Raw genomic sequence first — 23106 nt, forward strand, 5'->3', positions numbered from 1 at the left:
TTATTCTTCCTCAACCAATTCTGCGTTTCTGGCCTGCGCCTGATACAAATCGTAGTAAGCCCCCTGCTTCGCCATTAATTCATCATGACTGCCGACTTCAACGACCTGTCCGCGATCCAGCACAACCAGCCGGTCGGCTTTATGCAGAGTGGACAAGCGATGGGCAATCGCGATGGTGGTACGCCCCTGCACCAGGTTATCAAGCGCTTTTTGTATTTCTTTTTCTGTTTGCGAATCAACGGACGATGTCGCTTCATCCATAATCAATATCCGTGGATCAATCAACAGCGCACGCGCGATCGAAATCCGTTGCCGTTCACCGCCAGATAAGCCCTGGCCACGTTCACCGACCATGGAGTCGTATCCTTGTGGCAAACGTAATATGAATTCATGCGCATGAGCAGCTCTTGCGGCAGCGATAATCTCATCTCTCGTCGCATGAGGTTTGCCGTAAGCGATATTCTCTGCAATCGTGCCGAAGAACAAGAAAGGCTCTTGCAGCACAAGGCCGATATTGCGACGATAATCCGATACTGCAAAAGACCGGATATCGACGCCATCGAGCAAAATTGCGCCTTCGGAAACATCGTAAAACCGGCAAATCAGATTGACCAGCGTGCTCTTGCCTGAGCCACTGTGACCAACCAGTCCTATCATTTCGCCGGGTTTAATCGTTAAACTGATGCCTCGGTTAACGGCGCGATTTCCATAGCGGAAACCGACTTCTCTTAACTCAATCTGCCCTTTGATTTCCTTCACTTTGACCGGCTGCTGCGGGTCAGGTACGCTCGATACATGATCCAGAATGTCAAAAATACGCTTGGCTGCCGACGCTGATTTCTGAGTCACCGACACAATGCGGCTCATAGAATCAATACGCCCATAGAAGTTACTGATGAAAGCCACTGCTGCGACCAGCGCTCCAACCGTGATTTCTTCATGCGCGACCTGCCAGATACCGAAAGCCCAGACCACCAGAATCCCCAAATCGGTCAGGAAAGAAACCGTCGGCGAAAACAGTGACCAGACTTTATTCAGACGGTCATTCACCGCCAGATTATGTTTATTCGCCTCACGGAAACGACCAGCTTCACGCTGTTCCTGTGCGAAAGCTTTCACGACACGGATACCGGGGATAGTATCGGCCAGCACATTGGTCACTTCACCCCAGACCCGGTCTATCTTCTCGAAGCCGGTACGCAATTTATCCCGCACCAGATGGATCATCCAGGCGATAAATGGCAGCGGTAACAAAGTCACCAGCGCCAGCTTGGTATTAATCTGTAACAGCGCGACCGCAGTCATGACAAACATCAGCACATCAGTTGCGAAATCGAGTAAATGCAGCGACAGATATACACAGATACGATCACTCTCGCTACCAATACGTGACATCAGGTCGCCGGTGCGTTTACCACCGAAATATTCGAGTGACAATTTCAACAAATGCTCATAAGTCGCGGTACGCAGGTCAGCGCCGATACGCTCTGACACCAGCGCAAGTATGTAAGTCTTGCCCCAACTCAACAACCAGGCAATGACTGCCGATCCCAGCAGCCCGCCGATATACAGATACACCAGTTGAGGATCGACAAATTCTTTGTGCTGAAACGGAATCAGTACTTCATCCGTGAGCGGCTTGGTCAGGTAACGCGGAATCATGTGCGCCGCCGTTCCCAGCAGCATCAATGCGAAACCGATGAACAACTGCACACGATAAGGATGGGCGAAACGCCAGAGACGCAACAAGGTCCAGGTTGAAGGAGGGGTATAGACCACCTTCGTACAGACTGGGCACTCTTCCTGATCCGGCTCCAACACTGCTTTACAGCTCGGGCAAATGTTTTGTTCCGCCCGGATCACAGGCTGACCAGTCAGAACGCTTTGCAATTGTTCATTGAAATGATCTAACAGCCGGATCGCATGCAGATTCTGTCCCAGCGTAAAGCGCCAGCTTGCCAGCAAACCTTGCCCATCAGTCAGTTGTAAATGCCCTACTCCGGCGTGATCATGATGCGCGAGAGAAAGACCGGGCCTGTAATCCCAGCTTTGCCAGGTAGTCCCACCGGCTGGAAGTGTACGAATACCTTTATCGGTAACGACAATCAGACCTTTCACAAAGTGCAGCTTATTGTCGAGGTCAACCTCAAAAGCACTTAAAACGTTTTCACTTTCAGTCATTTGCTTGCTCAGCTCATTTTGCCATTGCGGGGAAATCGACAAAACTGACTGCTCGGAACTGATTTTTGTTGTGGTCATTGTGAAGCAAACTCCGGCTCAAGAGCGTGTCCTGTAAGATAAAACAAGGACTGAATTTTTGAAAAAAATCGATTACTTGAATCCGTTAGAGGCGCAAGCCGTATCACGGAAGCAGCAATTTACGGTATTCTATCGAAAGAAGAATAATCAGATGAAACTGATCAAGAGGATTAATGCTGTTTGCGCTAAAGCGCAAGTATATCAGTAAGACCGTCTTTCTATTCTGCTTTGTAATGAATAAATGAATACCGGCAAATTTCAGCAGGCGCATTTGTTTAAACTCAGCAAAAATTTTTCCTAATAAGAGAAAATGCTCTAAATTTGACAAGATCAGGTCTGTTGTTCCCGATCTATAAGAAATTACTTACATGACGACAAAGAAGAAAGACATCAGCATTCTCCGTGTAAACCATTTGCGCGGACCGAATATCTGGACTTACCGGCCAGTCATCGAAACCTGGCTTGATATCGGAGCACTCGAAGACACACCATCGAATATGTTGCCGGGTTTGTACGAGCGTTTAATAACATGGCTCCCCGGTTTAATTGAGCATCGCTGCGGTGTCGGTGAGCGCGGGGGGTTTCTGGAGCGTCTGCGTGAAGGTACCTGGTCTGCTCACATCCTTGAGCATGTCGTACTGGAATTGCAAAATCTTGCAGGAATGCGCACCGGCTTCGGGCAAACCCGTTCAACAGGTGTGACCGGCGTCTACAAAATGGCATTCCGCACCCGCGAAGAACAAGTCGGCCGCACGGCACTGACCATCGCTCGTGATTTACTGATGGCCGCCATTGAGGATCAGCCATTTGATCTCGAAACACAGTTGGGTATTTTGCGTGACATGGTTGACGCACGCTGTCTCGGCCCAAGCACGGCCAGTATCGTCGATGCAGCAACGAATCGCGGCATTCCGTCGCTGCGCCTCACCGATGGCAATCTGGTTCAACTCGGTCACGGCGCCGCACAACGCCGCATCTGGACGGCAGAAACTGACCGTACCAGCGCCATTGCCGAAAGTATCGCCTCTGATAAAGATCTGACGAAAACATTACTGAAAGCCTGCGGCGTCCCCGTTCCTGAAGGATGCATCGTCCGCAGTGCGGAAGAAGCATGGGAAGAAGCGCAGGATATCGGCCTGCCGGTCGTTGTGAAACCGTATGACGGCAATCACGGTCGTGGTGTGTCGTTGAATCTGATGACGCAAGCGGACGTGGAAGCTGCTTATCATCTCGCTGCACGTAAGGGCGACAGTAAAAGCGTGATTGTTGAGCGTTTCATCGCTGGCGACGAACATCGCGTATTAGTCGTGGGGAATAAAGTTGTTGCCGCTGGCAAGGGCGAATCGCTCTGGATCAGAGGTGACGGAAAATCCACCGTTCAGCAACTGGTTGATACTCAGATCAATACTGATCCACGCCGTGGAACAACCGAAGAATTCCCTCTGAATATCATTCAACCCGCCGTTGCTGCGGAAGTGATACTCGAACTCAAACGCCAGGGCATGGATGCCGATTCCGTGCCACAGGAAAATCAGAAAGTATTAATTCAGCTCAATGGTAACGTCGCACTGGATGTGACTGATATTATTCATCCCGATGTTGCCTATGCAGCCACACTCGCGGCACGCATCGTTGGACTGGATATCGCTGGTGTTGATCTGGTCACCGAAGATATCAGCCGCCCTCTGACAGAACAACGCGGCGCCATCATTGAAGTCAATGCCAGCCCTGGTTTGCTGGCACACATCAAACCAGCAAACGGTGAAGGACGTGATGTAGGTAAGGCGATTGTCGATCATCTGTTTGCGGAAGAAGAAACCGGTCGCATACAAATTGTCGGCGTCGCTGGCACACGCAATACCGATCTGATTTCGAGACTGATAGGCGGCTTACTGAACATCGCCGGCAAAGAAACTGGTGTCGCCAGTCGTCAGGGTTTATACCTGAACAAACGTCTGGTGACCGACGGCAATTGTGCGAATTGGGAAGCGGGTCAACGTTTGCTGATTAACCGTTCAGTTGAAGCTGCGGTGTTTGAAACGAATGCACGCGCCTTACTGACTGACGGCCTGGCCTACGATAAGTGCAGCGTCGGAATCGTCACCGATTTTGATGGTTACGAAGATCTCGGCGAATTTTATATCAACGATGCTGAGCAGATGCGCAAAATTATGCGTACACAGGTTGATGTCGTGCTGCGCACCGGTACTGCTGTTCTGAATGCCGCAATACCTGAGGTAGCAGATCTGGCCGAGTTATGTGATGGCAAAGTTATTTTCTATGCACTCGATGAACATCTGGACACGCTCAAAGCACATCAGGCAGCGGGTGAACGTGTCGTTTTCATACGCGACAATAATATTGTTCTGGCAAGTGGCGCCGAAGAAACCGCACTGCTGCCACTGTCATCACTGAAACCGACCAAAGCAGCGCAACCAGAAAGCATCATGGCCGCAGTTGCCGGTGCCTGGGCGCTGGATGTCAGTCCGGAACTCATCGGTGCCGGGCTCAGAACTTTTGATTCCAGCCCGAAAACAGTATATTGAACAGGGATGCTGAACAATCCATCGCTCAATCAATTTCGCTAAATTTGCTTAAATAAAAATCACAGGTAGCAAACGGCTTTTAAGGATGAAGATATATCGCATCCGTCAACGCTACCTGATTAACTGCCCCTTTCAACAGGACTAAGTTTTATGGAAGTATCACGCATCCGTGCCCTGCGTGGCCCGAATCTCTGGAGCCATCATACGTCGGTAGAAGCAATCGTTGCCTGCAACGAAGCTGAATGTTCAATTGCAGAACTGGTCGGTTTTGAAGACCGTTTGCGTGCATTATTCCCCGAGCTAAGCATTTTGCAACCGACTGGCTACAATGATGCGATCTCGATTGCGCATGTGTTTGAACTGACCACCCTGGGCTTACAGGCTCAAGCGGGATGCCCGGTTACATTCAGCCGCACGACGCAAACCCTGGAACAGGGAATTTTTCAGGTCGTTGTTGAATATTCCGAAGAAGCCGTTGGTCGCCTCGCACTCGAACTGTCTGAAAAACTGATTAATGCCGCACTCAACAACACAACGTTTGATCTGCAAGCTGCGCTGGATCAGTTACGCGAACTCGATGAAGATGTACGCCTCGGACCATCGACCGGCTCTATCGTCAACGCAGCCGTTGCACGCAATATTCCCTATCGTCGTCTGACCGATGGCAGCCTGGTCGCATTTGGCTGGGGCTCACGTCAGCGAAAAATCCAGGCAGCGGAAATGGATGGCACCAGCGCCATTGCCGAAGCGATCGCACAAGATAAAGAATTAACCAAAAAACTGTTACACGCAGCCGGCGTACCTGTGCCGCTTGGCCGTTCCGTTGACGGCCCCGACGATGCATGGGCTGCAGCCCTGGAAATCGGCTTGCCTGTCGTGGTCAAACCTAAAGATGGTAATCAGGGTAAAGGCGTCACCGTCAACGTCACCACACGTGAACAATTGGTTGCTGGCTATCATGCAGCAACAGAGTTCCGCGACGACATCCTGGTTGAGCGCTTTTTACCGGGTAATGATTTCCGTCTGCTCGTCATCGGCAACAAGCTGGTCGCCGCTGCACGTCGCGACCCGCCACAAGTGGTGGGAGATGGCAAACAATCGGTGCGTCAACTGGTCGAACAGGTGAATAAAGATCCACGTCGCGGCAGTGGTCACTCCACCTCGCTGACTAAAATCCGTTTTGATGATATCGCGCTCGCCAGTCTCGCAAAACAAGGTCTGGAAGCAGACTCTGTGCCGCAAAAAGGCCAGCGCGTCGTCTTGCGTAACAATGCCAATCTCTCTACTGGTGGCGCCGCGACAGACGTGACCGATGATGTCCATCCGGAAGTCGCCGCACGCGCTGTCGCCGCCGCACAAATGATAGGCCTCGATATTTGCGGTGTTGATCTGGTGGCAGACAGCGTGTTAAAACCGATAGAACAGCAAAATGGCGGCATCGTCGAAGTCAATGCCGCGCCGGGCTTGCGCATGCACATTTCCCCATCGTTCGGGAAAGGACGCGCCGTTGGTGAAGCCATCATCAGCGCCATGTTTGCGGATGGAGAAGATGGTCGCATTCCTATCGTTGCCGTCACTGGTACAAATGGAAAAACCACCACAGTACGTCTGATCGCCCATCTGATGACTGCCAGCGGCTTACGCACTGGCATGACCAATACGGATGGCGTTTATATTGGCAATCGCCAGATCGATAGCGGCGACTGCAGCGGCCCTCGCAGCGCGCGCAATGTTTTGTCGCACCCGGAAGTGGATGCCGCAGTCTTCGAGACGGCCCGTGGCGGCGTTTTGCGCGAAGGTCTGGCCTACGATCGCTGTCAGGTTGCCGTCGTTACCAATATCGGCTCCGGCGATCATCTGGGCCTGAATTACATCACGACGGTGGAAGATCTGGCCGTTCTGAAACGCGTCATCGTCCAGAACGTGGCGGATAACGGTTATGCCGTTCTGAATGCGGCAGATCCTATCGTCGCCAGCATGGCAGCGAATTGCCCGTCGGCAGTGATTTTCTTTGCAGCCGACAGCCAGCATCCAGTGATGGCTGCGCACCGTGCGCAGGGTAAGCGCGTCGTGTATATAGAAAACGGCGAACTGATTGCTGCCGAGGGCAAATCCCGCCACAGCATACGGTTGGCCGATATTCCTATCACCCGCAATGGCAGCATCGGCTTTCAGGTTGAAAACGTCATGGCCTCAGTTGCCGCGGCATGGGCCATCAATCTCGACTGGGATCACATCCGCACCGGTCTGAAAACCTTTGCGAACGAAGCCGATAATGCGCCGGGTCGTTTCAATGTGTTCCAATACCGCGGTGCCACCCTGATCGCAGATTACGGTCACAATCCGGATGCGATTCTGGCGCTGGTACGTGCAGTCGAAACCATGCCCGCCAAACGTCGCTCGGTTGTGATCAGCGGTGCCGGTGACCGCCGGGATCAGGACATTCGTCAGCAAACTGAAATTCTCGGTGAAGCTTTTGATGATGTCGTGTTGTATCAGGATCAGTGTCAGCGTGGTCGTGCTGATGGCGAAGTTGTCGCCCTGCTGCGCGAAGGTTTGAAAAACGCCTCAAAAACCAGCCGGGTTGATGAAATCCATGGTGAATTTATCGCGATTGATCTGGCAATGGACAGGCTGGAAGCAGGCGATCTGTGTCTGATTCTGATCGATCAGGTAGAGGAAGCTCTGGCTCACATCGCCAAGCGGGTTGCAGCGAGCTGAGATAAGCAGTTTCACTATCACCCAATAAAAATGCCGGGCTTATCCCGGCATTTTTATTGGGTCACGAAATCGGACAAAACCACTATCAATTGACAGCGACGGTCACGCTTCGTTGCTCGTTCATTTCTTGCTCGACCAGTGGCACTTCAGATTCCAAACACAATCTGCTGGCTGTCTATCGCGCGGATCGCCGGACCAAAGCTGCTGATATTTCCCAGCGTCGCATTGTGATGTGTGCGTATCTGCAAAGCACTCGCATGCGCTTTATCGTGAGTAGTATGCGCATCGGCAGCAATAATCACAGGGTAGCCAAGCGCCGCTGCCCGGCGGCTGGTGGTATCGACACAAAATTCGCTGGCATAACCACAAATGACGATCAACTCGGCTCCCCACTGCGCCAGCAAACTGCTCAGCTCGGTGCGTAAAAAGGAATCCGGGGTAGTCTTGCGCAAAATGGTGTCGCCGTCTTCCAGTATCAACCTCTGCTCCAGTTGCCAGTTGTCTGAGCCAAACGCCAGTTCGTCGTCTTCGGTCTCATGCTGAACAAAAACAACAGGGGTTCCCGCATGGCGTGCCCGGTCAGCAAGAATATTGATGCGATCAACGACCGCATCAGCTTCATATGGTCGCGGCTCGTGATCAAACAAACCGCGTTGCACGTCGATAATCAGCAAAATACATTTCATCGCGAACCTTTATGCAGGTGAAGCACTGATCTTAGCGCATAAAATGCCAGAAAAACATCCTGAACTGCCGGATCAGGCTCATCTTCATCTTGCGCGCGGTACAAAGATCGATGTGATTCGCTCACTGTGCAAGAACATCATTCGCAATACAGAAATACGGTAGCGCCATCCAACGATGGCGGATGGCAGAATCCGGCGTCAGGAGTAAAGAAGTGGCATCAGCAGCACTCATGGGGCAAAAATATACTGGGGGGAGTATATTCAGAAGCCCTTTATTTATAAGGAGATGAAGGCAAAAATCACATTTTAAGGGGGGAGTATGTGCCTTGCGCCCAAAAAAATACCGGGCTGACCGCACCCGGTGAATTTGCGCCGCTGCTAAACAGGCATCAAATTAAAAAACGAGCCATCTCTGGCTGCGATTCCCGCACACCTGCCAACGGCAGATTTTTATTGGTGGAAATATCTCCCTCCACCATCAGCGATGTGTACCGCAGACAACAAACGCGCAGAAAAGAGCTGAAATTATCGATATGACCACGATATTCAATCAACTCATCATAGAGCCTGGTAATGAGTTGATTCGTGTTCATGCCATCGCGTTCAGCAATTTCCTGCAGGGTCAGCCAAAAGAGTTTTTCGAGACGAATCGAAGTAACGACGCCGTGTAAGCGCAGCGAGCGCGCTTTGGATTCATACAAGCCAGGGTCGGCTTTGACAAAAATTTCACACATGATGCACCCCGCAAATCGCCAAGCAAACTTTCTGCTGACGATTATACGGGCAATGCCATTTTTATAAATGGATTTTTGTTCCCAGCAAAGCAAGGAATTGCGCAATCCATGCCGGATGCGCAGGCCAGGCTGGTGCCGTAACAAAATTTTTGTCGGTGATTGCATCGGTCACAGGGATTGCCGCATAAACGCCGCCAGCCAGCTCCACCTCTGGCTGACAGGCTGGATAGGCTGAACAGCGCACGCCATCCAATACCTTCGCCGCAGCCAGAATCTGCGCACCGTGGCAGACTGCGGCAACGGGTTTCTGTTGCTGTGCGAAATGGCGTGTAATTTCGATCACGCGCGGATTCAGGCGCAGATATTCCGGTGCCCTGCCGCCGGGAATCAACAAGGCGTCGTAGTCATGCTCATTGATACTGGCAAAATCATGCGTCAGAATAAAACGATGCCCGGGTTTTTCCGTGTAGGTTTGCTGGCCTTCAAAATCATGAATCGCCGTCGCAACGTAGTCACCGGCTTTTTTATCCGGGCAAACGGCATGCACTTCGTGACCAACGGCGAGCAGCGCCTGAAACGGCACCATCACTTCGTAATCTTCAACAAAGTCCCCTACCAGCATAAGAATTTTTTTTGCAGCCATGATGTCTCCTGTTATCGGTTAAAAGCGGAAACTGATTGTTAAGCGGATTGATCTTCTGATGGTAATGACGGGATACTACATTTCGTCAAATCCGTCCGAGATTGCGTTCGGCAACAACTCCACCACTTACTGCGAAAGCGACTAAGCACCTGCGATTGCAGCCGAGAAGGACGAACAACGTACGCCTGTCTTTTTTACGCCATAATCGTGCTTCGCAGATGAAGAAATCGGATATTTCAGCCTGCATGTAGAAGACGCTGAACAATCTCGTATAAAATTCAACACAGCAACATGGTTTCATTTATTGGTGTTACGCCGACTGGCGCACATACGGAGAAGCAATGGCAGAAGCAGGGTTGTTATTTAAGAATCAGGTAAAACTGCTGGCACAGACCTTTTTCATCAAAGACAATAAAAAAGAACTTCTGCTCTGCGCGCATAAGTATGATTTCGACATACACTTTTTCGATCAGATGAGCGACTTTGTCACTGCCGTCGAAAATGCGAGCGATCAGGATTTATTTGTGATTGATCTCGACGTGCTCTACAACATGCAAAACGACATGCAGCAGCAGCGTCGTCAGACCATGTTCCTCAGCGATCTGTTGCAAAGACTGCCAGCCCACCATAACTATGTCTATCTGCAAACGGTCAGGCAGGGTGAACGCTTCTTACTACAACAAAAGCTGGTTGAAAGTAATTGCCTGGCCTACGCTGAAAAGCCAATCAGCAATGAAGTACTGGTTGATAAACTATTCAATCTTTTTGGCCGCCACAAACGCGGCGAAACCAATGTGATCGTTTATCTCGGCGAGATCGTGCCGCTCAACACACAGTTACTTGCCGAGCACAGCGTGCAGCTATTGCATTCGCAGGATGCACGCTCGTTACATGTCAAAGTCAAAGAAATGCAGCCTGACATCGTCATGATCGATCAATCGCATTTTTTGAATACAGAAGCACTGGTGCGGGTATTAAAAAAGAACATTGAATTCGATCAGAGTCGTGAAATCATCATGCTGCAACAAGAGGCGAATACCATGCTCGCACGACACGCACTCGACAGCGGCTTCGATGAAATCATACAAAAGACGGACAACGACGTACTGACCCGCCTGCTACTGAATCGTATCGATAAAATCCGCGCCAGCAAAGATCTGATCAGCCGTGATCGCGCAACGGGTCTGCTGAATAAAATCGGTTTGCAAAAGAAAGCGCAGGAATTGATACGCCGCGCCAATCGCGAAGGAAAGTGCCTCGCCTATGGCATTCTCGACATCGATAAATTCAAGCTCATCAACGATACCTGGGGGCATTATTTCGGCGATATCGTCATTAAACGTTTATCGCTGGTGCTTTCAGGATTATTAGGCGAGTATGATTTGCTGAGCCGTTTCGGTGGTGAAGAATTCGTGGTGATATTTTGGGATTGTGATCGAGAACAAGGCAAACTAAAGCTGGACGCAATGCGCGAGGCGTTCAGCAACATCATTTTTGAAACCAGGCCGGGAGAAAATAAGCAATTCACGTTCAGCGGCGGCATCTCGGATTTCCCTTGCTGCAAAACTGAAAACGATCTGTTTTTACAAGCCGATGCCGCACTCTATCAGGCAAAACAAGCCGGGCGTAATCAGGTTTGTCTGATGCAGGATTTACCTGAAGCCGGACATAAACGCTGGCAGTATTAAGTACATATTGCTGTGACTGCTGTGATTGCTGAGAATGGCGCCCCGCCAGCCCGCAAGAACGCAAGAACGCAATAACGCAATAACGGAACAACAGGTGATACGGCGGATTCCGTTCCGTATCACCTGCACCTAAGAGAATAGCTGCGCCTTATTCCGTCTTCAGACGGGCACATTATCGCTGCCGCCAGCACCAAACAATTGCTGTTTCAAATGCGCGAGCTGATCGCGGACTTGTGCGGCTTTCTCGAATTCCAGATTTTTTGCGTGATCCAGCATCAGTTTTTCCAGACGTTTTATTTCACGACTAATCTGCTTCTCACTCATGACTTCGTATTTTGCCTGCTCCTGCGCCGCCACGAGATCATCTCTGGCTTCCTGCTGGTTATACACGCCATCGATAATGTCTTTAATCTGTTTGCGGATACCTGTCGGAGTAATATTATTTTCGAGGTTGAATGCCAGCTGCTTGTTGCGACGACGTTCGGTTTCGCCCATGGCGCGACGCATAGAATCTGTGATCTTGTCGGCATACAGAATCGCTTTCCCATGCAGGTTACGCGCAGCACGACCAATCGTCTGAATCAGGCTGCGCTCAGAGCGCAGAAAGCCTTCTTTATCCGCATCCAGAATCGCCACCAGTGAAACCTCAGGAATATCCAACCCTTCACGCAGCAAGTTAATACCTACCAATACATCAAAGGTGCCCAAACGCAAATCACGGATAATCTCCACCCGCTCAACGGTATCAATATCGCTGTGCAAATAACGGACTTTAATGCCGTTCTCAGTTAAAAATTCCGTTAACTGTTCCGACATGCGTTTGGTCAGGGTCGTGACCAGTACCCGCTCATTTTTCTTCACGCGGTCGGTAATTTCGCCCATCAGATCGTCAACTTGCGTTAACGCTGGCCGCACTTCGATTTCGGGATCGACTAATCCTGTCGGACGGACGACCTGCTCCACCACCTGATCGGCATGCTGGTGCTCGTAATCTCCCGGTGTCGCAGATACAAACACGGTTTGCCGCATTTTGCTTTCAAATTCAGCGAACTTGAGCGGACGATTATCAAGTGCCGACGGCAAGCGGAAACCGTAATCGACCAGATTGGTTTTCCGCGCCCGGTCACCGTTGTACATGCCATTCAATTGTCCGGTCAGCACATGCGACTCATCCAGAAACATCAGGGCATCGGCTGGCAAATAATCGACCAGCGTCGGTGGCGGTTCACCCGCTTTAGCGCCGCTCAAGTGACGCGAATAATTTTCAATCCCTTTTGTGAAACCTATCTCCGCCATCATTTCCAGATCAAAGCGGGTACGTTGCTCGATACGCTGTTCTTCAATCAGCTTGTTTTCCCGACGGAAGAAATCCAGGCGTTCGCGCAACTCTTCTTTAATGGTTTCTATCGCCCGCAAAACCGTCTCGCGTGGTGTTACATAATGCGAACCCGGATATACGGTGAAACGAGGAATTTTCTGCTTAATACGACCCGTCAGTGGATCGAACAGCTGTAAGTTTTCGATTTCGTCGTCAAACATTTCCACGCGAACCGCGAGTTCAGCATGTTCAGCCGGGAAAATATCAATGGTGTCGCCACGTACCCGGAAAGTACCGCGACCAAAATCAACTTCATTGCGCGAATACTGCATCTGTATCAGACGGGCAATGACATCGCGCTGACTGACTTTGTCTCGGGCACGCAAAGTCAGAATCATTTTGTGATATTCGTTAGGATTACCGATACCATAAATGGCTGACACAGTTGCCACGATTATCACATCCCGACGCTCCATCAGTGATTTGGTACACGATAAGCGCATCTGTTCGATATGCTCGTTAATCGCCGAATCTTTTTCAATGAACAGATCCCGTTGGGGTACATAGGCTTCAGGCTGATAGTAGTCGTAGTAAGACACAAAATACTCAACCGCGTTACGCGGAAAAAACTCCCTGAACTCACTATATAACTGAGCAGCCAAGGTTTTATTCGGTGCAAATATAATCGCCGGACGGCCGGTTCTTGCGATGACATTCGCCATCGTGTACGTCTTACCTGAGCCTGTCACCCCCAGCAGAGTTTGAAAAAATAGTCCGTCATTGATGCCCTCCACCAACTGAGCAATGGCAGTTGGCTGATCACCAGCTGGCTGAAACAATTGATATAACTGATAAGGAGAGTCTGGAAACGATATAAACTTTGCTTCATCCAATTGATCAGATAAAGCGACTGAATTCACAGGTGCGACCGCCATGGTTCTATTACCTTTGTTAGAATATGAGGCTGATAGGATTTACGCAAAACAAACGTGAAAACGCGCTATCCACGCGTCAACTGATTAGTACCATCCATACTGATAACACTGTCTTGCTCAGCATACCTAGCCTGAACAATTTTACGTAAGCCCTATAACATTCGTATTTTTATCACTCCAACCATTACTGTCGGCAACGGCAGATAATTTTCCATATTATCATGACTGCTCCTACCTCTTCTCCTCTGTTCTCCGCCATCGAGATGGCACCTCGCGACCCGATACTGGGTATTACTGAAGCCTACAACGCTGATCAGAATCCAGCGAAAGTCAATCTTGGTGTTGGCGTTTACTACGACGACAATGGCAAGGTTCCTTTGCTCGAGTGTGTAAAAAAGGCTGAAGCGATTCTGATCGAGAAATATGCACCACGTACTTATTTACCGATTGAAGGGCTCGCAGCCTACGATAAAGCAGTGCAGGAATTAGTTTTTGGTGCTGACAGCGCAGTGGTTCTGGAAAAACGGGCTATCACAGCACAAGCCATTGGCGGTACAGGCGCATTGAAATTGGGCGCAGACTTTTTGCAACGCTTTGCACCTACATCACAAGTCTGGATCAGTGACCCTAGCTGGGAAAATCATCGCGCCCTGTTTGAATCCGCCGGCTTCAAAGTCAACAACTATCCCTACTATGACGCCAATACCCGCGGCGTCAATTTTGCAGGTATGTTAGATGCATTGAAAACCATGCCAGCCGGCTCTATCGTATTGCTGCACGCCTGCTGTCATAATCCAACCGGCGCAGACCTGACGGATGATCAATGGACACAAGTCATCGAAGTCGTCACCCAACGCGGTTTAATTCCATTCCTGGATATGGCATATCAAGGCTTCGGCGACGGCATAGAAGCTGATGGAAAAGTGGTACGCCGTTTTGCTGAAGCAGGCGGTGCATTATTTGTCTCTAACTCATTTTCCAAATCATTCTCGCTTTACGGTGAACGCGTTGGTGCGCTCAGTATTGCTGCATCCAGCGCAGATGAAGCGGCACGCATCATGTCGCAATTAAAACGCGTTATTCGTACAAACTATTCAAATCCACCATCACACGGCGGACAGGTTGTGGCAACAGTATTAGCCACGCCAGAATTACGCCAACTTTGGGAAGAAGAGTTGGCCGGCATGCGCGTCCGCATACGTGAAATGCGCCATGCTTTCGTTGCAAAACTAAAAGAAAAAGCGCCGACTCACAACTTTGATTTTGTTATTCAGCAGCGCGGTATGTTTTCTTACTCTGGTTTAACTAAGGAACAAGTTGGCAAACTCCGTGAGGGTAATTCCATTTATGCCGTTGACACCGGACGCATCTGTGTCGCGGCGTTGAATAGCAAAAACATCGATAACGTCATCGATGCTATCGCTAAGGTTTTGTGAGTTTGAATGGCTTGAGTCGTTGACAAGTTAAGGGGCAACGAATATAATCTTTGTCTCTGTTCCCTGATAGCTCAGTCGGTAGAGCGACGGACTGTTAATCCGCAGGTCCCTGGTTCGAGTCCAGGTCGGGGAGCCACAGAATTCGAAGTAAGCAGTGAACTTAATAACAAATCACTGTGCGTAAAAAGTTAAACGAAGATATAAAATTCTTCTATTCCCTGATAGCTCAGTCGGTAGAGCGACGGACTGTTAATCCGCAGGTCCCTGGTTCGAGTCCAGGTCGGGGAGCCAAATAAGTAGGAAAATAAAAAAGAGTTACTCGCTTATGCTTGTAACTCTTTTTTATTCTGCACACATTTCATATCCAGGAGTCGCTCTCTCTGGATATTGGATGGAAATATTCAGGCCTCACCTGCCGGATAGTGCAGGATTGCAGGATTGCCGGTTTAGGTACCTCTCCGGTTAAGGAAAAACGTACAACCACTCCCCTCTACCGACATCGAACATTTCCGATTGCGCTTAACCCGTAAGAATTGCAGCAGGTTTTTATATTCCTGATCGATCACTGAAATCTCTCACAAAAACCCTGCTCTCGGCTAAAAATCATTACCACGATATCAACTAATTTCCCGTAGCGTTATCCGCACAGGTTTTTAAATCGGTATCAGGATTGCAAATGCGCGCACGTCCTAAAAAATTCACTTTTACCCGCCGAGTTGCTGCTCCCAATTTGAATGAAATAGTCCCGGCTTGAGGCTGTTGGCTATTCGCATTTGTCCTGCTTCTACCATTGCCAGTATAAGAGATATAAGGAGATGTGCCGTCCGTGAACTGGCCTACCACCTCCATTTTTTGGGAAGTGGCATCATGGGTAAATATTGTCGTTTCCCCTGCATCCGGACGAGCATTTCCATTTGTGTCGACAAACACTGTCCACCCTGAAGTCCAGGCGACTCCATCATTTGCCGCAAGCGTTACTTGAGCGCCTCTTTTAATTGCTTCAGACCTCGTCATATTAACTGCAGAATAGAATTCCGTGGCCGTAGTTAATAATTTTTGGTTATCAATGAAAACACTAAAACTTGGTGCAGCAATTGCAATTAATATAGCGGCGATCGCAACTGTTACCATTAATTCGGCCAGAGAAAACCCGCCTCTTGCAGGAGTATATTTGAATGTCTTTTTCATTTTACCAACAATCATCTTTTGTTCCATTTGCCCCGGTAAAACCTTTGACGCCTGTACTTGTTAATGTCAGATTTCCACAAACCGTATCTTTAAATTTACCATCGACATTCGTAGTACCTGGTGTGGCAGTCAATAAAACGCAATTTTGTATGGTATCTCCTGAACAAGCCGTAGCTTTAATTTCATAAGCGCTTTTACTAGAATTATCCCCCGAGAACCAATTAAACCTCATCTCATTCGCATCGCTGGATGCCTGGGAAAAGACAATATAACTATTATTTTGTGTATAAAAACGTTCTTCTTGTTGCATCAATTTCATGAGAGCCGATTTCCCCTCAGATCTTTTCGCTTTAGTTATGGAAGAAACATATGAAGAGTACGCTATCGTTGTTAATATCCCCATTATGGCAACGACAATCATTAGTTCTATTAAGGTAAAGCCTTTTATTCTGCTATTTTTCATATTACGCTCAATAATAAAAATTACTGTCCACTAGAAATTGCAGCTTTACGCATTTCGTCATAATTTTGCAATTCTCTCCAACTCAAACGCCCGGCACGTGTCACTGCATCAGGCGCTGCTGTACGTTTGCTGCCATTAGGTCCACTATCAACTTTAGTAATTGATGTGGTAATTTTACGGCTACCCGTCGCGTTTCTGTCTCCGGTAGTAGTTGATGTATAAATAATTACTGGTGATGTTAATAAACCAATCGTTGACAAAGTTCCAGTCACATCTGAATTCAAGCCAGTAAGTACATCGACCATATATTCACGACCGCCGCCACCCGAGCAAGGATCGTTGCTTGGAATTAAGGTATTAAAAAAGTAATAGTTGCCAGCAATTGCACCGGATAATGTGTGATGAATGCGCTCACCGGTATTCTTCGAATCATAAAAATCAAAATACCAGCCTTTTTTTGTCCCTGTCGCCGTGCCGTAAGTAAACTTATCACCAGTTAAGGTCAATCCAGTTCCAGACAAAGCAGTCGTTCTCGGTGCCAATTGGCTGCGCCCTGTCACCGCATCAGCAGTATAAGTCGTATCAAGTATGGCGTAATAAGTATTCACTTGATAATTTACTGGTGTGACGTCGTATGTTTCTAAATATTTTCCAGTACCAAACAGAAGGATATAACCGCCTCCAGGAGCAAATACGATCTGAGGCTGTACAGTAATTGGCTGTGTTTCACCTGTTGGAGTTTTTGCAGTAAACACAGGCGTAGTCACTGTTTTAGCCTTTGATAAATCTGTTCCAGTAAAATCAAACCGCCACATATTTCCTTGCAAATCACCTGCATAAACATAATTCACAGCACCATCGTTGCCGTATGTCACGTTAGGGGCACCCAAGCCATTACGTTGCGTCGCATCTTTAATTGGAGTTAGCAATTTGAAATAGTTTGAATTTATTGTCCACGGGTCTCCCGGATTTTTGTCTAACGATAGTAAGAATAGCGCCCCCTGTCCTGTCGCAGACGGATTCGAATCGTAGTTATCATACCCACTGGAAACAACGACGAAATTAGAATAGGTAGGATTACTTGCAGTTCCTCCAGTACGGAATTTTGCAATCATTGGTGGTGAAAGCACATACCCCATATCGGCATCTATCTTATCTGTGAACTCCCAAAGAGCGCCCAACCCACCTGAGAAATTGGCAGGATTTGTGACGTCAAGAGCGAACACACCTTTATTCCCAGCACCAAATCCCGATATTAATAATGTTTTCCAGTTCCCTTTTACCTGAGCCTCTTTTACCGTTATACGACCATCAACAAATGCCTGATGACTATAATACGGGTCAGTGAGCTTGTTTAATTTTGAAATTAATGCATTAGGCACATAAGAAAACAACTCCGTACCATTGTCCGCATCAAATGCATGGAGCATGCCATCGTTTGAACCTACGTACACAGCTTTCTGCCGATTAACGTAGTTCTTATAAAAAGTACTATATCCTGTGCCGGTGATATTTTTTGAAGGTGCACCGTAATACACTGGTGCACTGTTAATAATATCCCCCAGTACACTATCGCGAACCCTGAACTTACCTGTCACGTTACCTGACGCATCTTTCGATTGCTCCTGACTACGGTCTCCACGTAAAAAATTAATTCTGTCTATTGCAAAATTATCTACTGTTCCAGTATGTGGATCTGTATTCAATGCAAGTAGATCCGCCGTACTAAACGCGCCCCCTGAAGATGAAAATGAGGTTAAAGACAAAGAACCATCCGCTGCAACTTTAGAAGTAAAAATATTACGATTCGCTGGTAAAGGATTTGGAGCAATCGAGGGTTTAGCAACTGGATCACCAGTCAGAATAATTCCGGCATCCCAGACCGGCGTTTGATTTGATCCAATTGCAGATATTTTATTCAGACTGCCTGACCACTTTTCTGCCTTAAACCCTGGGGCATAAACAAAAGGATTATCGCTCGCGTAGTTTGACGAAATACCTACACCAGCAAGATTCCCCCCGCTAGAAGCAACAGATTTAAAAATATTGTCGATCGCTGCCATCATCTTCTTTGGTTCACTGGCGAGAAAAAAATTGTCAGGATCAGTACCATTTCCGCTCGCCCACTCCTTATTATTATTAACAACCGTTTTGCCGTCCGAACCAAACGTCTTGAACGGATTTAAATCAAGGTTAAGATCATTAAAACCGCCATATTTTGCCGTCAGATAAAGCTGAGACAAACGCGGAGCAGTATTGCTTCTGGACGCATTATCAATAGAGCCATTCCCATTTTCGTCTACGTCAATAGTGAAGGTTTTGACGCGCACTGGCTTATCAAGACGAATATCGTTCGTGTGAGCCCAATAGGCTGTACCCGCCATATAGAACGTTCCGTTGCTAGACCCAGTATAAGCTGTCGCCATATTAGCCAAGGAAGTAGCCGGAGCCGAATTCCCAGATGAAGATGAAGACTCCAAGGCTGCAACTAGACCAGTCTGCGTTGCCACGTTAAAAGCTGGCCACTGTGTTGTTGCTGTATCTGCTGCACGTTTACTACGACTAGCTCCGGTTAAAGTTCCACCTGGAATATAAGTATCTTGGTGAGTATTGGCATCACCAATGACAATAATATAATTTTTCTGGCATGAGGCTTCTACCGGGTCAACCCAAGTTGTCAGCACTTGAAAGTTATCCTGCTCCGTCGTTGACATTGATGCATAGGCATTCGATGTGGGCTGTCTTCCTTGCAAATATCGGATACTCTCATAATACAACTCGCTCAAAGGATCGTAGCCTTTGTAATTTCCAGTGCGTCCGAATTTATTCAGATAATTAATAACACCACTATTTCCGGAGGCGTCATTTTCTGAGTTTGCAGCAAAAATCCCGGTATTAGCATCCCATTCGGGGCGATCATTTACTTCTTCCGCAAAACCATTTGCGGCGCGATATTGCTTGCTACCAACGTACTTCAAAGGCGCACGTAACACCCCACCATAACGAGTATTCACGTTATTCATCAGATAACCAAAAGCACCATACCTTACGTTGTTCTGATTCCGTTGCATGTTTCCCACTGGTTTGTAGCTACCATTAGGATATTTGAGGCACAAATCTGTCCTCGTTGATGCTTCGTTTGCATCACATACCTGCACCCGAACAAGAAATTCACCTAAAGTTCTGTCGGTGCCAGAAATCAACTTTGAATCACTAGAAGATAAATTGGTAGGGTAGGTTCTGTTAGTTCCACAACTAGCTGTAGTAGTAGTATCGTTAAATAAAATTTTATTATCGCAATTCAAGATATACAGCGTCGTAACAGAATACGGTGTTACCTTATTTGGTGCGCTCTGAGTTGTAGATGCTTTAATTGATTTTTTTGTAAAATAACCTGAATTATAAAAACTGCTATATAGAAAAGCTCTTTGTAATATTGTCTGGGTGTCGCCATCGTAAATACGATCTCCACCAGTCAGGGAGAGCCGTAACATATCAATCGCAGAAGATGAGGCCCAATTCATAAAATTACCGCTGAACGAACTTCCGTCACACTCATAATTACTGTCTGCGTTTCCAGAAATTTGGAAAAAAGAATTGGGCGCATTTGCCAAAGTTGGTTGAGTATTCGACCAACTCGCTGTCTTTGAACTGCCAGTTGCGGTACCAGATGTATTTACTAAAGTAAAACTCTTAACCCCGCCATTTGTATAGCATTTCTTAGAATTAAAATAACCAAGATATTCGACGGTTTTATTGTAGTCGCTTGCATTGCCATAAGCCGCTTTTACTGTCGGAAACTCCACGGAAAGATCCAACAATAAATTTGGTCTTACACTCCCCCCCCCGGAATAAAGAGGTACGTTAGCCAGATTAACTACTGGCGGCGCGGCAACGACCAGAGTGCTAGCAAGCAAGGAACTGATTGAAACGACAGACTTAATTATTTTTTTCATATTAGCTCTCCGGCCAGAGTTTTAAAGTTAACTCTGGTTGTACAAATTTCATGACTTAACAGCTTTTCTGTAGAAAGACTGTAAAACCACCTTGGCATTTGGATTAGGACCAAAACCAATCGCGGTAATGCGGAAAATATATTTGGTTTGATCGTCAGCTTTGCCCCCAGCTTCAGTATCCTGAACCGCTTCAACAATGTAACGTGGCAACCTAGCCGGAAATGCTCCTTTTTCAGTCGGCATAGTTTGACCAGTAAAACGGCCATATTTCACTGAGACAGAGCCAGCACTATCATCAGCAATATTGACAGTCATCCAAGTTGGTTGCTGCCCTTCTACGGCTGCAGCACACATACCCTGATAAAGATTACCGTCGCCAGATGCACATCCAGTCTCGAAAAAAAGATTAGATGTTGCGTCAAATAGATTGCTTCTTCCGTTGGCAAGAACGACTTGAGGATCAATATCCATTTCAGCGTCTTTTAGCGCTGCCTCAGCCGCATTTAATGCAATTTGGCGGTCGCGATCACTCCTTGATGCTTTTTCTCCTTGTAACGAAACCATTGCAAGAGAAATACTCAGCATCAACACAACAATCAACATCAGCAACGAGACAATCAGCGATGCCCCTCTTTGTCGTTTTAACAAAGAAAACTGAGATAAATTTACACCCGTCTGCGACATAATTTTTAATCTAAACATATTCGACTCAATTTGGAGAACGGCAAGTGTCACGGTCAGGATCAACGTCACAAACATTACGAACCTGAATCGTCGCGTTATATACTTTTCGTATTCGATTTCTCCTTGATTCAGGTATATCTGCCTCCCTGATAGTGGTACCGTTATCAACTCCAGAGCTCGTGGATGCATAACTTGCGCCAAACAAGTCATAAGTTGTTTTAGCCTCGTCCTGACGTGAATTCTGAGCACCACTGACAAGCAAAGCAACTTTTATTTCTGTGATTTTTTTCCAAAAAGTTTTACGGTTCAAATCTTTGGCTTTTTCATCTGCAGTATTACCATCCAACACCAAAGCTGCATCTAAAGCATTCACAGCCGTCGCAGTTAAAAATTTATTTGCGGTACCATCCTTTGGATTGCTCGTGTCAACACCATACAGTACCTGAAATGATTCGACTCCTTTGACAAGCGACTGCGCACTCCATTTGCCAGAGTCGGAACTGTAATATTTACAAAATAGTTCAGGTTCGCCATTGGCATCGTTTGCCACGTAATAAATACTCCATCCACGATCCTGGCCTGCTGTATTTGATGAAACAGGTTCAGGAACTGAAAATCCTGCACAATTGCTGACAGATCCATCACCAGTACCGGTTTTTCCAGACCCAAAAAAACGAATAGCTAATAAGTCACTAAAATTCACAGAGTTACCGGTAGGAGAAGCAATATCATCCGATGTTGCGGATACGCTATTTGCATCCATACCTACGATATCAGCACTTGCAGTAGAAGGAGTAATTTTTGCAGAATTAACGAAATCATAATTTACATAGCCAGCCTGGCGGACCGAACGAGAAATGTTATCTAACGCAAAGCGCGTTGTGTCCTGCGTCTCCCTTCCCTCGGTTTGGCTAAGAAATAATTGCTTTGTAGAAATAACTAAGCCAGTTGCAGCTAATACTACGAGTAACCCAACAGTAATTGAAATCAGCAATTCAATCAAAGTTAAGCCATTCTGCTTCCCATTCGAAGAAGCTACCGAGGAATACTTAAGAGTATTTTTAAACATAACTATTTCACGTAAGATTCAACAGTCAGTGCAACACTTGGTGGTGTTGCCCCATTACTAGTAACAAAACTTCCATCAGGATTTTTGCTCTTCCAGCCAATTTTTATTGTTAATCCCGCATTAGAGTCAGCGGTGCAGGTCCATGTAAGAGCTTTAGCGGAAGTATCGAACGGCGCCGAATCACGACAAACTAAAACTCTGCCACCTGGCAGTAGTTTTTTTACATTGACCAACCACTCGTAAATATCTGCTTTTGCCAAATCATTTGCATTGCAATTAGCTGATGAGCTATAACAAAGTGTAGGCGCGGTAGGATCAGAGTCAGAAGCAGAATCGTACTTAATATTAGCAAACACATTTGCTGAGTCAGATAACTTCATTTGAGCATCGCTTGATCGCATTTTATCTGCAAGCTCATTTGCCAATTCAACTGCAATAGTCTGATACCCGCTTTGTTGTGAAGTACGAACTGCTGCTAGCTGCAATCCGGCAGCCCCGATTACTCCGAGCGCCAACACAAAGACGGCGATGAGCACTTCGACTAAAGAGAAGCCTTTTGCTTGAGTAGAAATCATGATTCTTATAGTAAATTTTTACAGTATGTCATTTTAAGTCTTCCGGACTAAGAAGGCTTACCATTCATCCAGCCATAGTGACCGCTGGTCAGTAAGATCGAAGAGCAGAAGAGGGCAGAATAAGGAGTGGTAATGGGAAGAGAAGTCGGAGTCTGGAATAAAGCCGCCAGCGCCGAAAGATCCTGAGCCCTAAAAGCAAAACCCC

15 protein-coding genes and 2 tRNA genes are annotated in these 23106 nt (G+C 47.5%); 6 read left to right on the forward strand and 11 right to left on the reverse strand.

What is annotated here, in order from left to right; genetic code table 11:
* Nucleotides 1-2259 carry an ABC transporter ATP-binding protein gene (locus H8K29_RS15200; RefSeq protein ID WP_186898263.1) on the reverse strand — a complete coding sequence of 753 codons (2259 nt, stop codon included), beginning with the start codon at nt 2257-2259 and terminating at the stop codon, nt 1-3.
* Between the two features lie 368 nt (nt 2260-2627).
* Here H8K29_RS15200 and cphA (H8K29_RS15205) point away from each other — a divergent pair, with 368 nt between their 5' ends.
* Nucleotides 2628-4805 (forward strand): cyanophycin synthetase, encoded by a 2178-nt coding sequence (gene cphA / locus H8K29_RS15205; protein ID WP_186898264.1) that lies wholly within the window; start codon nt 2628-2630, stop codon nt 4803-4805.
* A 150-nt stretch (nt 4806-4955) separates the two neighbouring features.
* Nucleotides 4956-7526: a cyanophycin synthetase gene (gene cphA / locus H8K29_RS15210; protein ID WP_186898265.1), complete on the forward strand. Its 2571-nt coding sequence runs from the start codon at nt 4956-4958 to the stop codon at nt 7524-7526.
* A 146-nt stretch (nt 7527-7672) separates the two neighbouring features.
* Here cphA (H8K29_RS15210) and H8K29_RS15215 read toward each other — a convergent pair whose 3' ends face one another.
* The 3 genes from H8K29_RS15215 to H8K29_RS15225 form a co-directional block, all read right to left on the reverse strand.
* Nucleotides 7673-8212 carry a cysteine hydrolase family protein gene (locus H8K29_RS15215; RefSeq protein WP_186885654.1) on the reverse strand — a complete coding sequence of 180 codons (540 nt, stop codon included), beginning with the start codon at nt 8210-8212 and terminating at the stop codon, nt 7673-7675.
* Nucleotides 8213-8601: 389 nt separating this feature from the next.
* Nucleotides 8602-8946 carry a ribbon-helix-helix domain-containing protein gene (locus H8K29_RS15220; RefSeq protein WP_186885653.1) on the reverse strand — a complete coding sequence of 115 codons (345 nt, stop codon included), beginning with the start codon at nt 8944-8946 and terminating at the stop codon, nt 8602-8604.
* 61 nt (nt 8947-9007) lie between these two features.
* A complete protein-coding gene (locus H8K29_RS15225; protein ID WP_186898266.1) occupies nt 9008-9589 on the reverse strand; it encodes a DJ-1/PfpI family protein in 582 nt (193 codons plus the stop codon).
* 341 nt (nt 9590-9930) lie between these two features.
* Here H8K29_RS15225 and H8K29_RS15230 point away from each other — a divergent pair, with 341 nt between their 5' ends.
* Entirely contained in the window at nt 9931-11277 is a 1347-nt protein-coding gene (locus H8K29_RS15230; RefSeq protein WP_186898267.1) for a GGDEF domain-containing protein, read from the forward strand.
* Nucleotides 11278-11436: 159 nt separating this feature from the next.
* On the opposite strand, the gene uvrB is transcribed toward H8K29_RS15230, so the two are convergent.
* The gene (gene uvrB, locus H8K29_RS15235; protein ID WP_186885650.1) at nt 11437-13530 is read right to left on the reverse strand and encodes an excinuclease ABC subunit UvrB; all 2094 of its coding nucleotides are present in this window, start codon (nt 13528-13530) and stop codon (nt 11437-11439) included.
* Between the two features lie 221 nt (nt 13531-13751).
* Here uvrB and H8K29_RS15240 point away from each other — a divergent pair, with 221 nt between their 5' ends.
* The 3 genes from H8K29_RS15240 to H8K29_RS15250 all read left to right on the forward strand — a co-directional run bounded on the left by H8K29_RS15240 (nt 13752) and on the right by H8K29_RS15250 (nt 15257).
* A complete protein-coding gene (locus H8K29_RS15240) occupies nt 13752-14966 on the forward strand; it encodes an amino acid aminotransferase (RefSeq protein WP_186898268.1) in 1215 nt (404 codons plus the stop codon).
* 60 nt (nt 14967-15026) lie between these two features.
* Nucleotides 15027-15102 (forward strand) — tRNA-Asn (locus H8K29_RS15245).
* 79 nt (nt 15103-15181) lie between these two features.
* Nucleotides 15182-15257 (forward strand) — tRNA-Asn (locus H8K29_RS15250).
* Nucleotides 15258-15587: 330 nt separating this feature from the next.
* Here H8K29_RS15250 and H8K29_RS15255 read toward each other — a convergent pair.
* Genes H8K29_RS15255 through pilV form a run of 6 tightly spaced genes read right to left on the reverse strand, consistent with a single transcriptional unit; the run spans nt 15588 to nt 22901 of the window.
* On the reverse strand, nt 15588-16169 hold the full coding sequence (locus H8K29_RS15255; RefSeq protein ID WP_255423397.1) for a GspH/FimT family pseudopilin: 582 nt from the start codon (nt 16167-16169) through the stop codon (nt 15588-15590).
* Complete coding sequence (locus H8K29_RS15260; protein ID WP_186885648.1) at nt 16156-16617, reverse strand: type IV pilin protein; 462 nt, start codon at nt 16615-16617, stop codon at nt 16156-16158. The genes H8K29_RS15255 and H8K29_RS15260 overlap by 14 nt, the downstream gene beginning before the upstream one ends.
* Nucleotides 16618-16637: 20 nt before the next feature.
* Nucleotides 16638-20573 carry a pilus assembly protein gene (locus H8K29_RS15265; protein WP_186898269.1) on the reverse strand — a complete coding sequence of 1312 codons (3936 nt, stop codon included), beginning with the start codon at nt 20571-20573 and terminating at the stop codon, nt 16638-16640.
* 48 nt (nt 20574-20621) lie between these two features.
* Nucleotides 20622-21275 carry a PilX N-terminal domain-containing pilus assembly protein gene (locus H8K29_RS15270; protein WP_255423006.1) on the reverse strand — a complete coding sequence of 218 codons (654 nt, stop codon included), beginning with the start codon at nt 21273-21275 and terminating at the stop codon, nt 20622-20624.
* A 7-nt stretch (nt 21276-21282) separates the two neighbouring features.
* Complete coding sequence (locus tag H8K29_RS15275; protein WP_186885646.1) at nt 21283-22326, reverse strand: PilW family protein; 1044 nt, start codon at nt 22324-22326, stop codon at nt 21283-21285.
* Nucleotides 22327-22328: 2 nt separating this feature from the next.
* The gene (gene pilV / locus H8K29_RS15280) at nt 22329-22901 is read right to left on the reverse strand and encodes a type IV pilus modification protein PilV (RefSeq protein WP_186885645.1); all 573 of its coding nucleotides are present in this window, start codon (nt 22899-22901) and stop codon (nt 22329-22331) included.
* Nucleotides 22902-23106: the final 205 nt, after the last annotated feature.

The organism is Undibacterium sp. CY21W (genome assembly GCF_014284265.1).
Taxonomy (GTDB): domain Bacteria; phylum Pseudomonadota; class Gammaproteobacteria; order Burkholderiales; family Burkholderiaceae_D; genus Undibacterium; species Undibacterium aquatile.

Bases quoted from the DNA above. Each gene is read 5' to 3' on its own strand.
- H8K29_RS15200 (WP_186898263.1), bottom strand. From the start codon at position 2,259: ATGACCACAACAAAAATCAGTTCCGAGCAGTCAGTTTTGTCGATTTCC.
- cphA (WP_186898264.1), top strand. From the start codon at position 2,628: ATGACGACAAAGAAGAAAGACATCAGCATTCTCCGTGTAAACCATTTG.
- cphA (WP_186898265.1), top strand. From the start codon at position 4,956: ATGGAAGTATCACGCATCCGTGCCCTGCGTGGCCCGAATCTCTGGAGC.
- H8K29_RS15215 (WP_186885654.1), bottom strand. From the start codon at position 8,212: ATGAAATGTATTTTGCTGATTATCGACGTGCAACGCGGTTTGTTTGAT.
- H8K29_RS15220 (WP_186885653.1), bottom strand. From the start codon at position 8,946: ATGTGTGAAATTTTTGTCAAAGCCGACCCTGGCTTGTATGAATCCAAA.
- H8K29_RS15225 (WP_186898266.1), bottom strand. From the start codon at position 9,589: ATGGCTGCAAAAAAAATTCTTATGCTGGTAGGGGACTTTGTTGAAGAT.
- H8K29_RS15230 (WP_186898267.1), top strand. From the start codon at position 9,931: ATGGCAGAAGCAGGGTTGTTATTTAAGAATCAGGTAAAACTGCTGGCA.
- uvrB (WP_186885650.1), bottom strand. From the start codon at position 13,530: ATGGCGGTCGCACCTGTGAATTCAGTCGCTTTATCTGATCAATTGGAT.
- H8K29_RS15240 (WP_186898268.1), top strand. From the start codon at position 13,752: ATGACTGCTCCTACCTCTTCTCCTCTGTTCTCCGCCATCGAGATGGCA.
- H8K29_RS15255 (WP_255423397.1), bottom strand. From the start codon at position 16,169: ATGATTGTTGGTAAAATGAAAAAGACATTCAAATATACTCCTGCAAGA.
- H8K29_RS15260 (WP_186885648.1), bottom strand. From the start codon at position 16,617: ATGAAAAATAGCAGAATAAAAGGCTTTACCTTAATAGAACTAATGATT.
- H8K29_RS15265 (WP_186898269.1), bottom strand. From the start codon at position 20,573: ATGAAAAAAATAATTAAGTCTGTCGTTTCAATCAGTTCCTTGCTTGCT.
- H8K29_RS15270 (WP_255423006.1), bottom strand. From the start codon at position 21,275: ATGTTTAGATTAAAAATTATGTCGCAGACGGGTGTAAATTTATCTCAG.
- H8K29_RS15275 (WP_186885646.1), bottom strand. From the start codon at position 22,326: ATGTTTAAAAATACTCTTAAGTATTCCTCGGTAGCTTCTTCGAATGGG.
- pilV (WP_186885645.1), bottom strand. From the start codon at position 22,901: ATGATTTCTACTCAAGCAAAAGGCTTCTCTTTAGTCGAAGTGCTCATC.